The following is a 12,425-nucleotide window of genomic DNA, read 5'->3' as shown; positions in this document are numbered from 1 at the left end:
GAATTATGCTCAGTCGTAGGGGGCAGCATATGCTCCCTACGATTTTTGGGTTGCAGCGCATAAAGGTGATTGGATATGAGATATGAAGAGATTGCGGTCAGTGTAGAAGGATCTGCAAAGGATACCAAGATGCAGATGTATCTTTTGGATACGCCTCGCGACAAGAATCTAAAGATTCAGAAGCGGCCTATGGTGCTGATCTGTCCGGGCGGCGGATATGAGAAGACCAGCTTCCGGGAAGGAGAACCGCTGGCAATGCATTTTTTGAGCCGGGGCTATCATGCCTGCGTCCTTCGGTATTCCGTGGCGCCCTGCCGGTTCCCGGTACAGGTGCTGGAAGTGGGAGCAGCAGTGAAACAGATCCGAGAACATGCGAGGGAATGGAATGTTGATGAGGAGAGAATCTTCGTTCAGGGCTCTTCCGCAGGAGGTCATCTGGCAGCAAGCTATGGAATCTTTTGGAATCAGGAGTTTATGGCTTCTAAGCTTAAGACGGATTCCGATCAGTTAAAGGTTCGCGGGCTTTTGCTGAGTTATCCGGTAATCACTGCAGATCCAAGATATCAGCACCTTGGAAGCTTTGAGAACCTTTTAGGAGAAAAGCGTTCGATCTGTGAGGATGCCATGTCTTTGGAACGTCAAGTGACACATGCGATGCCGCCTTGTTTTATTTGGCACACGGCAAAGGATGGGACGGTGCCGGTAGAAAATTCCCTTTTGATGGCAATGGCGCTTCGACGGGTAAAGGTTCCGGTGGAGCTTCATATTTTCCCAGAGGGAGAGCATGGATTAAGCCTTGCCAGTCCGCTGGTAGAACGGATGGATGGAAGTGGAATACAGAAAGAATGTGCACAGTGGATTCATCTTGCGGATGCCTGGCTTGACAGTCAGTGTGGGCAGGAGGAAGCAGAAGTATTTTGACACCGTGTATAAAAGAGAAGGAGAATAGCAATATGAGTAAGAAACCAACAGTATTGATGATTTTAGATGGATATGGATTGAATGAAAACACCACAGGAAACGCTGTGGCAGAAGGTAAGACTCCGGTTATGGATCAGCTGATGGCAGAGTATCCATTTGTAAAAGGAAATGCAAGTGGAATGGCAGTTGGTCTTCCAGACGGACAGATGGGAAACTCTGAGGTTGGACATCTGAATATGGGAGCAGGACGGATTGTATATCAGGATCTGACCAAAATCACCAAATCGATTCAGGACGGAGACTTCTTTGAAAATGCAGCGCTTCTTGCAGCTTGTGAAAATGCGAAGAAGAATGACAGTGCACTGCACTTATTCGGACTGGTGTCCGATGGAGGCGTACACAGCCACAACAGCCATATCTATGGACTTCTGGAACTGGCAAAGAAACAGGGACTTCAGAAGGTTTATGTACACTGTTTCTTAGACGGACGTGACACCCCTCCGGCATCTGGAAAAGAGTATGTAGAGGCATTGGAAGCGAAGATGAAAGAGATCGGAATCGGAGAAGTTGCTTCTGTGATGGGACGTTACTATGCAATGGATCGTGATAACCGCTGGGATCGTGTGGAGAAGGCTTACCGTGCACTTGTATTTGGCGAGGGTGAGAAAGCAGCAAGCGCACCAGCTGGAATTCAGGCTTCTTATGATCAGGATGTGACGGATGAATTCGTACTTCCGACGGTAGTAGAAAAGGATGGCGCAGCTGTTGCGACAATTAAAGAGAATGATTCTGTGATTTTCTTTAACTTCCGTCCGGACCGTGCAAGAGAGATTACGAGAACCTTCTGTGATGATAATTTTGACGGATTTGAGCGTGGAGACAGACTCCATACAACTTTCGTATGCTTTACAGAATATGATGTAACGATTGCAAATAAGCAGGTTGCATTTGTGAAAGAAGAGATTACGAATACATTTGGAGAATTCCTTGCAAAGAACGGTAAGAAACAGGCTCGTATTGCAGAGACAGAAAAGTACGCACATGTGACTTTCTTCTTCAATGGAGGAGTAGAAGAGCCAAATGAGGGCGAGGATCGTATTCTTGTAAAATCTCCAAAGGTTGCGACTTATGATTTGAAGCCGGAAATGAGTGCCTATGAGGTATGCGATAAGCTGGTAGATGCGATCAAATCCGATAAATATGATGTTATTATTATCAATTTTGCAAATCCGGATATGGTTGGACACACCGGAGTGGAAGATGCAGCCATCAAAGCAATTGAAGCGGTAGATGAATGTGTCGGAAGAACGGTAGAAGCAATCAAAGAAGTGGATGGACAGATGTTTATCTGTGCGGACCACGGAAATGCAGAGCAGCTGATTGATGGAGAGACGGGTGAGCCATTCACTGCACATACCACTAATCCGGTACCGTTTATTCTGGTTAACGCAGATCCGGCATACAGCTTAAGAGAAGGCGGATGCCTTGCAGATATTGCACCAACCTTGATTGAACTGATGGGAATGGAACAGCCAAAAGAGATGACAGGAACAAGCTTGTTGATCAAATAAAATGAAAAGCAGGGGACGTAGTAGGAGACGAAAAACACTACGTCCCCGTCTGTTTGAAGAAAACGAAAAATGAGAACTAAGAAAGGAAGATTTTATGACATTTTATCAGGAATTGCAATTAAACCAGGAAGGATCTAAGGCGCTCATTCGGAGTGTATCAGGAAGAAGGGAAAAACTTCATCATACAGCGATCTATATGTGTAAAATTGCAATTACCATGATGTTTTGTATGTGTTTTGTGATGGCCTATGGTCAGATTTTTGGTCAGGAGAACAGCATTGTCGGCGTTGTGATTCTTCTGTTTTTGATGGTGTTTAAAAATGCAGATTTTGGAATAGATAGGAAAGACTCCCAGCTGGTACTTGCGTTGGTATTTGGAATTCTGTTGATAGGGCCCAAACTTGCCAATCTGACGGGACCTATAGTAGGAATGCTGATCAATACGGCGGCTATTTTCGTGCTGGTATTCTTAAGCTGTCATAATCTGTTGATGTCGAATCATTCTACGGTAGTGTTAGGATATCTTTTGCTTTATGGGTATGATGTGTCGGGAACTGCATTCACGGTACGGATAGGAGCATTAGCCGTTGGAGCAGCACTGACGATGATCGTGTTTTACAGAGGACACAAAAACAGGGTGTATAAAAGAACGATTCGGGATCTTTTCCGTGAGATTGATCTGAAGTCTTCCAGAACCAGATGGCAGATTGCGCTGACACTGGGAATTGCGTCTGTAATGGCGGCTGCAGAGATACTTCATCTTCCTAGATCTATGTGGGCTGGAATTGCAGCGATGTCGGTGATGCTTCCCTTTGAGAATGACTCCAAAAAGCGTTCGGACGCAAGAATTCCGGGGAATATTATCGGAGGAATTCTGTTTCTTCTTTTGTATCTTTGGCTTTCTCCGTCCTTTCTTGCATATGCGGGAATCATTGGAGGAATCGGCGTAGGCTTGTCGGCAAGCTATCGGTGGCAGTCGGTATTTAATACCTTCGGGGCAATTGCAGTTGCAGCGGGATTATTTGGTCTTCCGGTAGCGATTTTTCTTCGGATTGCACACAATATCTTCGGCAGCTTATATGGACGGATTTTTTATCGGTTCTTTAACCGTACGATAGATCGTTTTTGTCCGTGTCCGACAGTGGAATAGGAGGTGCCAGGGTGGCGTTTACGATTATGGTGGTAGAGGATGAGCCGGCAATTCGCCAGGAGATCTGCCAGCTTCTTAGAAATGCACTGTATCAAGTACAGGAAGTGGAGACATTTTCAAATGCGGCAAAAGAAGTGGCGGAAAAAAGCCCGGATCTGGTGCTTTTGGATTTGAATCTTCCGGGAATATCGGGCTATGATATCTGTTCCAGAATCCGGCAGCAATCAGAGGTTCCAGTGATTTTTCTTACCAGCCGTACAGATTCCATGGATGAGCTGACGGGAATGTTAAAAGGGGCAGATGATTATATTACCAAGCCATTTCAGCCGCCGATTCTGCTGGCACGGATTGCTGCAGTGCTGAAGCGGTCTGCGAAAGGACAAAAAGAACAGGAATCGCCTACGATTAGCTATAGTGATGTGATCCTGGATCTTGCCCGCGGAGAGATTGCAAGAAAAAGGGGAGAATCAGAAACCGGGCAGAAGGCAGAGTGTGTGGAACTTACCAAAAATGAACTGAAAATTCTGCACTATCTGTTCTTGCATCCGGGGCAGATCGTCTCTCGGATAGATCTGATTGAATATCTGTGGGATCAGCAGGTGTTTATCGATGACAATACGCTAAGTGTCAATATCACCCGTATCCGGGGAAAGTTAAAAGAGATCGGGGTTCACGACCTGATCGGAACCAAGAGAGGGATGGGGTATTATATATGAAACAAAGACAAGGATTTCAATTTCAGATCGGAACATACATGAAGGATCAGATGCTGCTGATCCTTCTTCACATTGTATGTGTGGCGCTTTTGTGTGCTTTCCTTCATGTGACAGGATATTCAAACAGCGGGATTGTGCTGATTGCGGTAGTGTGGACTCTAGTATTAACAGTGTGGCTTTTGGTTCGATATGTCTCTAGAAAAAGATATTTTGAAAAGATGATAGATACGATGGAGCAGGTGGATCAGAGATATCTTTTAGGAGAGCTGATGCCGGATTCCTGTCGGATGGAGGATGGGATTTACCGGGAACTGATTCGTAAGTCGAATAAAGCAGTGATTGAAAGAATCCACGCGATTGAGGAAGAAAAGACGGAATATCGGGAATATATTGAAGGCTGGGTGCATGAGATCAAGGCGCCGATTACCGGAATCGAATTGATGTGTGAGAATGAGAAAAATGAGTTGACAAGAAGGATTCGACTGGAGAATCGTAAGATTGAAAATTACGTGGATATGGCTCTCTACTACGCACGGTCGGATGAGGTTTACAAAGATTACATGATCAAGAAGACGGATCTTGGAAAAGTTGCAGCAGAAGCGGTACAGAAGAATAAACAGTATCTGATTCAAAGCAAAATGCGGGTGGAGATAGACTGCAAAGACTCTGCGTATACAGACGAGAAATGGATTGGATTTATTTTGAATCAGTTGATTTTAAATAGTTCCAAGTACCGGAAAGGAGAGTCTCCTTATATCTATATTTTCACACAGAGGGATGAAAATGGTACGAAGCTTATGGTGCAGGATAATGGAATTGGAATGAAAACGGAAGAAAAAGACCGTATTTTTGAGAAAGGTTTTACCGGAAGTAATGGGCGAAATACAGAGCGTTCCACGGGGATGGGACTTTATCTGTGCAAAAAACTTTGCAGAAAGCTTGGAATTGGTATTTTGGCAGAATCCAAAGAAGGAGAGGGGACAAAGGTTATCCTGACGTTCCCGGTCAGCAGTTATCTTACAGAATTGTAAGACTTGCGAAAGGAAATTCGATACAACGATCTTCAGAAGCCTGATAAGATAAAGATAACAGCAAAGATCCTGGGAAAAGAAAAGGCTGAAAAGAAAGACAAGAAGGAGTGAAGGCAGATGAAGCAGAACATCCGCGTATGCGATGTAGAAAAATATTATGGAAATGGAAATCAGGTGACAAAGGCGGTAGACCGGGTTAGTTTCCAGGTGGAACAAGGAGAGTTTGTAGGAGTGATGGGAGCGTCCGGCTCTGGAAAGAGTACACTTCTGAATCTTTTATCTACCATTGATCAGGTGACGGCGGGACACATTTATTATGGGGATACGGATATTACGGAACTTACAGAAGATGAATTATCCAGGTTTCGGAAGGATAATCTAGGTTTCGTATTTCAGGAATATAATCTTTTGGATACGCTGACGCTGGAGGAAAATATTATCCTTGCGATGACACTTCATAAGGGTAGCCGGCGTCAGATTCAGAAGAAATGTGATCAGATTATGAGATTGCTTGGAATTGACGGAATCCGGGATCAGTTTCCATATCAGGTATCCGGAGGGCAGAAGCAGCGCTGTGCCTGTGCAAGAGCGCTGGTCAATGATCCATGTCTTCTGCTGGCAGATGAGCCTACAGGAGCGCTGGATTCCCGTTCTGCGCAGACACTTCTTAAGACATTTTGCCAGTTGAATGAGAACCTTCGGACTACGATTTTCATGGTAACCCATGACGCTTTTTCTGCCAGCTACTGCGGAAGGATCCTGTTTCTAAAAGATGGGAAGATCTTCCATGAGCTAGTGAAGGGAGCGAAGAGCCGAAGAGATTTCCTCAATGAAATCTTAGACGTGCTTTCTTTAACAGGAGGTGAACTGGAAGATGAATAGAAAGCTTGCAGTTCGCAATGTAATGGGGTTGGCAAAAGATTATCTGGTCTATTTTTTGACGATGACTTTTGTGACGGCGCTTATGTTCGCATTTAACAGTATTCTGTTTTCCAAAGATGTACAGAATATGTTTGAAGTTGCAGGGGCAATGGCGGCGATGGTGGGGCTTGCTACATTTTTCGTTGTGTTGATTGTTGCGTGGCTGATTCATTATATGGTTCGGTTTATCATGGAAAAGAGAAGCCGGGAATTTGGGATCTATCTTTTGATAGGTATGAAAAAGAAGGAGATCGCCGGACTTTATATGCGGGAGAATCTTCTTCTTGGAATAGGAGCATTCCTTCCCGGTATGGGACTTGGGATTCTGATTCAGCAGATTCTGATGTCTGTTTTGTATGGAATGATACAGGTCAATTATCATCTTCATCTGGAGATGAATCGATATTGTATTTTGATGACGATGTCATGCTATGGAGGTTGCTATCTGTTGGCGCTTTTTCGCTGCAGACGGAAATTTCGGAAAATGAATATCCATGATCTGATGGAAGCGCAGCGAAAGAATGAAGAAATCGTGGAAAAGCATGAAGGAGCAAAGCGGTGGCTTCTTCCCCTATCACTTCTTTTTCTAGTGGTATTTGGGGTGCTTCTTCTTCAGGGGTGGCTCTTAAATGTAGGAAGTATCCTAGTATTTCTGGTAGGTCTGGTATTGGTGATTTATCTTTTCTATACAGGTCTTTCTGCATGGCTGATCTGCTATGTTAGAAAGAAAGGAAAGGCGATATACCGGGGGCAGAATCTTTTTTTAATGCGTCAGTTTTCTTCCAAGCTTAAATCAATGCGCTTTACAATGGGAACGCTGACATCCCTTTTTACCATTGCATTTCTTGGCTGTTCGGCGGCAATGATGTTCAGTGATTATCAGGATCAAATTTTACAGGATAAATTTCCCTTTGATGTGCATGCTTACAGCAGTGATGCGGCAGATGATTTCGCAGAGGAGCTGGAAGTAATAGAAAATCATACAACCGTGAAGGAAAGTTATGTCTATTCGATTTATACGGACAAAACTGCCCAGGTGAATCATTGGCTTTATACGCATTTGCAGTATTTTGGTGACAAATATTTAAAGGCAGACGGGACGGCAGATAGAGAGAAGCTTAAGAAAGAACAGGAACAGTCTTATTGTAGTTTTGATACGTTTATGGGCTTGAGTGATTACAATCATTTGCGGAAAATGCTTGGCTATGACCCGGTTCACTTAGAGGATGATGCATATCTTGTACATGTAAAGGAACGTATTTATCAGGAAGTAGGAGAATTCACGAAAGGGATGAAGATTGCAGAAAATGCAAATGATGGAACGCCGCTTCGGTTAGCTGGATATCAGACCGAGCCGTTTTCCCAGGATGGACATAATGGTGGGGATTATGTGATTGTAGTGCCGGATCGGGTGATTCAGAAGATGACGCCGTTTTATGCTGAGCTGGCAGTGGACATCAAAGGGAAAGCTCCGGCTGATCTTCAGCGTAGACTGGAAAACATAGAAGATGATGCAGAGTCTGTTGACTATAAAGGGGAAGCTTCGGGTGAGAGTGAATGGAGAAACTGGTGCTTTGGTTCCGATACGGTGGTTACCTATGCGGCATACTATGTTGTGAGGGATAATGCAATCCCTGAGATTCGTTACATTTTATCTACCGTGATCTTCCCGGCATTTTACATCGGGCTGGTATTTGTCTGTGTAGCACTTACTGTGCTGACCGTGCAGCAGCTTTCTGATGCGTCCAAATATCGATTCCGTTATGAGGTGCTTGGAAAGCTTGGCCTTGGAATGAAGGAGATTTCCCGCCTTATTTTCAAGCAGCTGGGGGTATATTATCTCTGCCCGGCACTGTTTGCCGCAGGAATCAGCGGGGTGATTATAGTCTATATCAGCCGAAAATTTATCTTCTATACGGGAGTGAAGACATCGGTACTTCAGTATTTCGGCATTGCGTTTTTGTTGTTCTTTGGAGTCTATGCAATCTATTTTGCGGTTACTTATATAGGATTTAAGCGCAGTGTAGAAGAGAGACGGTGAAAAGAAGAGAGAATATAATTTGGAGATTTATACAGTATGGAAAAGGCATATTTTAATTGGAGCAGCGGAAAAGATTCCGCTCTTGCACTATATTATGTGATGCAAGGAAAGCAGTTTAAGGTGGATTCATTGTTTTCAGTAATTGCATCAGGAAAAGACAAAATAGCGATGCACGAAATCGGAATGGAACTACTTATGAAACAGGCAACTCAAATCGGAATACCATTAACAGTATTTCGTTTCAATGAAAGCTGGTCGGATGAAGAATATGGAATGGCAATGGAACGGTATATTGAAAAATTTAAATCTCAGGGAATTACAACGGCACTTTTTGGCGACATATATTTAGAAGAAATTCGAAGCAGGCGTATATCAAATTGTGCAAAATCAGGAATAAAAGCGGAGTTCCCGCTTTGGAATATTTCGTCTCAGGAAATTTTGAAACGATTTGTTGAAACTGGTTTTAAAGCTATCATAACATGTATTGATCATTCGGTATTACCGGAAAGTTTCCTTGGGAAAGTAATTGATAGAGAATTTATTGAAACCTATCCTCAAGGTGCTGATATATGTGGGGAAAATGGAGAATACCATTCGTTTGTGTTTGATGGACCATTATTTAAAAAGCCAGTAGATTTTCAAATAGTACGCAAGTACCATGTGGATTACAAAGATGTGGACACAAATAGACCACACAGATATTGTTATCTAGAGTTAGGTTGATTCGTAAAGAATGTTTGCAGGTGTACTATAGAAGAAAGAATCATGAAGTCGGGTAACCATAGATTATACAGCCATATTATTTTCCTCCTTTTTCCTGTTTCTGCGAAAGAAGCATGCGGAGTGTGTCCAGTTCTGATTCCGATAGTTTATCACTTTCTATATAAGCAGATACCATGGCTGTAATATCTCCATCATAATAACGGTTCAGAAAGGAAGAACTTTCCTGTCCAATATATTCGCTTTCTTTTACTACAGGAGTATAAATAAACATGCGGCTTTGTTTTTCGTACGTGAGAGCGCCTTTGGTTACAAGGCGTTTGATTAAAGTCTGAATTGTCTTAGGGCTCCAGTTTGTCGTCTGCAATAGCTTTTCTGTGATTTCATTTGTACTAATAGGTGCATATTTCCAGATCACCTTCATGACCTCAAATTCAGCTTCGGAAATTTGTGGAAGTTTATTCATAGTCGGTCTCCTTTAAATATTACGTTTGTAATACAAATATTATAGAAGGAATTTGAAGGAATGTCAAATGGAAGCGAATGTGGTATAATGATTGCATTACAGGAAATTCAACCTGATTTTCCGGTTGAATGCCGTCAGGAAGGGGGAGATATATGAAACATTCTTTTGGAACATGGGTGATGTGGCTGCTGATTTCAGTGATTGTTGTATTGACGGGAAATATTCCGCTGGTACTTGGTGAAAGAGCTTCTGTTTGGGGAGTTTTAAGCCTCCTGGCAGGCTTCCTTTTTTTCAATATCAAGCCGTCGCCAGCAGGGGAGAAAATCGAAAAGCGCAGACTTCGTATCTGTCGGGATGGCTGTGAACTTCTGAGAATTTTTCAAATTTCATTGGCAGGATCATTGATTCTGGTGAGCGGATCTGCCTTTACCGTTTTACGGAATCATCACTGGCTGTGGCTTTGGAATCTTTTGACGGTGTTTCTGGCAGAGGCAGTGGTATTTTGGAATGGAATGATTCGAGTGTATTTAAGTTCGGCTCAGATTGGAATTAAATGGCGGATTATTGGGCTGCTATGTGGGTGGCTTCCGATTGTGAATCTGGTGGTGTTGAATCATTTGATTCATCTGGCGTCAGAAGAAGCGGTATTTGAGAATCAGAAAATGCGATCGAATCAAGAGCGGGTCAAAGACAAGATCTGCGATACCAGATATCCGATCCTGATGGTGCACGGTGTGTTTTTTCGTGATTTTCGGTATTTCAATTACTGGGGGAGAATACCTGGGGAATTAAAGAAGAATGGCGCCAGAATCTATTATGGAAATCATCAGTCGGCGGCAGCAGTCAAAGATAGTGGGGAAGAGTTAAGACGGAGAATTTTGGGAATTTTAGAAGAGACCGGGGCTGGGAAGGTCAATATTATTGCACATTCCAAAGGAGGACTTGACAGCCGCTATGCCATCAGTAAATTGGGAATGGCTCCCTTTGTGGCGTCTCTGACTACGATTAATACGCCCCATCGAGGATGTGAATTTGCTGATTATCTTTTAGATAAGATTCCGAAATCCGCACAGCAGAAGGTGGCGGATGGGTATCAGGCGGCGCTTCGGAAAATGGGCGATGATAACCCGGATTTCCTTGCGGCCGTGCAGGATTTGACGGCGTCGGCATGCCGGAAATTCAATGCAGAAGTACCGGATCAGCCGGAGGTTTTTTATCAGAGCGTTGGTTCTAAATTGAATGTGGCATCGGGCGGAAGATTTCCACTTAATTTTTCTTATCAATTGGTGAAATATTTTGATGGAGATAATGATGGACTCGTGTCGGAAGCCTCCTTCCCCTGGGGTGCTTCTTATCAATATTTGATGGTGGATGGGAAGCGTGGAATCTCCCATGGGGACATGATTGATTTGAACCGGGAGAATATTCCTGGATTTGATGTTAGGGAATTTTACGTGGAATTGGTTCACCGGTTGAAAAATCAGGGCTTTTAAGAAAACCTCAAAAAGAGGAGAAAGATAGAAGGGTGAGAAAGAATGAGAACAGAATATCATACATTATTATTTGATTTAGATGGAACGATTACGGATTCTTCCGAAGGAATTACCAATTCGGTCATGTATGCACTTGAAAAATTCGGAATTGTAGAGACGGATCGTGAGAAACTTTGTCAGTTTATTGGACCGCCTCTTAGTGATTCTTTCCAGAAGTATTATCAGTTTTCAGAAGAAAAGGCATTGGAGGCAATTTTCTGTTACCGGGAATATTACGCGGATAAAGGGCTCTATGAGAATCGGGTTTATGAAGGTCTTGAAGAGACGCTAAAGGGCCTGAAGAAGGCAGGAAAACGATTGATCGTGGCGACTTCTAAACCGGAAGTTTATGCCAGAAGAATTATGGATTATTTTGAGTTGACTCCGTATTTTGATTACATTGCAGGAATGGAGCTGGACGGCGGGCGCGGAAGTAAGGCTGAGGTTATTGAGTATGCCCTTGACGTTTGTAAAATGAAAGACAAGACAAAGGTATTGATGGTTGGAGATCGCAGGCATGATGTGGAAGGCGCGCACCAGGTTGGGATTGACTGTTTGGGTGTGCTGTACGGATTTGGAAGCCTTGAGGAATTAGAAATGGCCGGGGCAGATGGGATTGCAGAACATCCAGAAGACATTCTGCGCATGGTACAGTAGAAAGAGAATTTTGCAAAAAAAGTTTACAAAAAAGTTTCACGATTTACTTGACAAAAGTGTGATTAATTGATATTATTTAAAAACAGAACGCACTCTGTTTTTGAAAAAATAAGAAAAGAGGTGCAGTATGCAGAGAGTATATTCATTGATTGTAGACAATAATCCAGGTGTGTTGAGCCGGATATCAGGATTGTTCAGCAGACGGGGATACAGTATTGACAGCATTACGGCGGGAGTGACGGCAGACTCTAGATTTACGCGGATTACGATCGTTGCGAGTGGTGATGAATTGATTCTTTCACAGATTGAAAAGCAGGTTCGTAAGTTGGAAGACATCATAGAGATCAAGGTACTTGATCCGGCAGACTCCGTTTACCGGGAACTGATTATGGTGAAGGTTCGTGCCAATGCGGCGCAGCGGGCAGAGATTATCTCTATCGCAGATATTTTCCGGGCGAAGATTGTAGATGTGGAGAAGGAATCTTTGATGGTAGAGCTTACTGGAAACCAGTCAAAGTTGGAAGCGTTCTTGAATCTTTTGGACGGACATGAGATTTTAGAGCTTGCAAGAACCGGAATCACAGGTCTGGCAAGAGGAATTAAAGACGTTACCTTCATTGATGAGAGCGGAAAGATTAGTGGAGAATAGCAAACGATTTTAAATGAGACCGGTTTTCGGCCAGCCTTGTTTAATAAATA

General features: G+C 43.3%; 12 protein-coding genes. 11 read left to right on the top strand and 1 reads right to left on the bottom strand.

The genetic code is table 11. From position 1 onward, the window contains the following. Positions 1 to 75 precede the first annotated feature (75 nt). The 8 genes from C0979_RS02235 to C0979_RS02200 all read left to right on the top strand — a co-directional run bounded on the left by C0979_RS02235 (position 76) and on the right by C0979_RS02200 (position 9,074). Positions 76 to 921 carry an alpha/beta hydrolase gene (locus C0979_RS02235; protein WP_101694436.1) on the top strand — a complete coding sequence of 282 codons (846 nt, stop codon included), beginning with the start codon at positions 76 to 78 and terminating at the stop codon, positions 919 to 921. 32 nt (positions 922 to 953) lie between these two features. Further along, complete coding sequence (gene gpmI / locus C0979_RS02230; RefSeq protein WP_101694435.1) at positions 954 to 2,492, top strand: 2,3-bisphosphoglycerate-independent phosphoglycerate mutase; 1,539 nt, start codon at positions 954 to 956, stop codon at positions 2,490 to 2,492. A 94-nt stretch (positions 2,493 to 2,586) separates the two neighbouring features. Then, positions 2,587 to 3,642, top strand: coding sequence for an FUSC family protein (locus tag C0979_RS02225; protein WP_101694434.1), 1,056 nt, complete (start codon positions 2,587 to 2,589; stop codon positions 3,640 to 3,642). A 26-nt stretch (positions 3,643 to 3,668) separates the two neighbouring features. Further along, positions 3,669 to 4,358: a response regulator gene (locus C0979_RS02220; RefSeq protein ID WP_101694764.1), complete on the top strand. Its 690-nt coding sequence runs from the start codon at positions 3,669 to 3,671 to the stop codon at positions 4,356 to 4,358. Then, positions 4,355 to 5,389 (top strand): sensor histidine kinase, encoded by a 1,035-nt coding sequence (locus C0979_RS02215; protein WP_101694433.1) that lies wholly within the window; start codon positions 4,355 to 4,357, stop codon positions 5,387 to 5,389. The genes C0979_RS02220 and C0979_RS02215 overlap by 4 nt, the downstream gene beginning before the upstream one ends. A 117-nt stretch (positions 5,390 to 5,506) precedes the next feature. After that, entirely contained in the window at positions 5,507 to 6,271 is a 765-nt protein-coding gene (locus tag C0979_RS02210; RefSeq protein ID WP_101694432.1) for an ABC transporter ATP-binding protein, read from the top strand. After that, positions 6,264 to 8,351 (top strand): FtsX-like permease family protein, encoded by a 2,088-nt coding sequence (locus C0979_RS02205; RefSeq protein WP_101694431.1) that lies wholly within the window; start codon positions 6,264 to 6,266, stop codon positions 8,349 to 8,351. The genes C0979_RS02210 and C0979_RS02205 overlap by 8 nt, the downstream gene beginning before the upstream one ends. 36 nt (positions 8,352 to 8,387) lie before the next feature. Then, positions 8,388 to 9,074 (top strand): Dph6-related ATP pyrophosphatase, encoded by a 687-nt coding sequence (locus tag C0979_RS02200; protein WP_101694430.1) that lies wholly within the window; start codon positions 8,388 to 8,390, stop codon positions 9,072 to 9,074. Positions 9,075 to 9,150: 76 nt separating this feature from the next. Here the strand turns inward: C0979_RS02200 and C0979_RS02195 are convergent, their stop codons facing one another. Further along, complete coding sequence (locus C0979_RS02195) at positions 9,151 to 9,537, bottom strand: BlaI/MecI/CopY family transcriptional regulator (RefSeq protein ID WP_101694429.1); 387 nt, start codon at positions 9,535 to 9,537, stop codon at positions 9,151 to 9,153. 152 nt (positions 9,538 to 9,689) lie between these two features. Between C0979_RS02195 and C0979_RS02190 the strand changes: the two genes are divergently transcribed. From C0979_RS02190 to ilvN, 3 genes are all read left to right on the top strand, one after another. Beyond that, on the top strand, positions 9,690 to 11,030 hold the full coding sequence (locus C0979_RS02190) for an esterase/lipase family protein (protein WP_101694428.1): 1,341 nt from the start codon (positions 9,690 to 9,692) through the stop codon (positions 11,028 to 11,030). Positions 11,031 to 11,072: 42 nt separating this feature from the next. Next, a complete protein-coding gene (locus C0979_RS02185) occupies positions 11,073 to 11,726 on the top strand; it encodes an HAD family hydrolase (protein WP_101694427.1) in 654 nt (217 codons plus the stop codon). A 127-nt stretch (positions 11,727 to 11,853) separates the two neighbouring features. Continuing rightward, complete coding sequence (gene ilvN / locus C0979_RS02180; RefSeq protein WP_101694426.1) at positions 11,854 to 12,375, top strand: acetolactate synthase small subunit; 522 nt, start codon at positions 11,854 to 11,856, stop codon at positions 12,373 to 12,375. Positions 12,376 to 12,425 lie beyond the last annotated feature (50 nt).

It is taken from the genome of Dorea phocaeensis, from assembly GCF_900240315.1.
GTDB classification, from domain to species: Bacteria; Bacillota; Clostridia; order Lachnospirales; family Lachnospiraceae; genus Dorea_B; species Dorea_B phocaeensis.
This window is presented reverse-complemented; position numbering and strand designations above follow the sequence as displayed.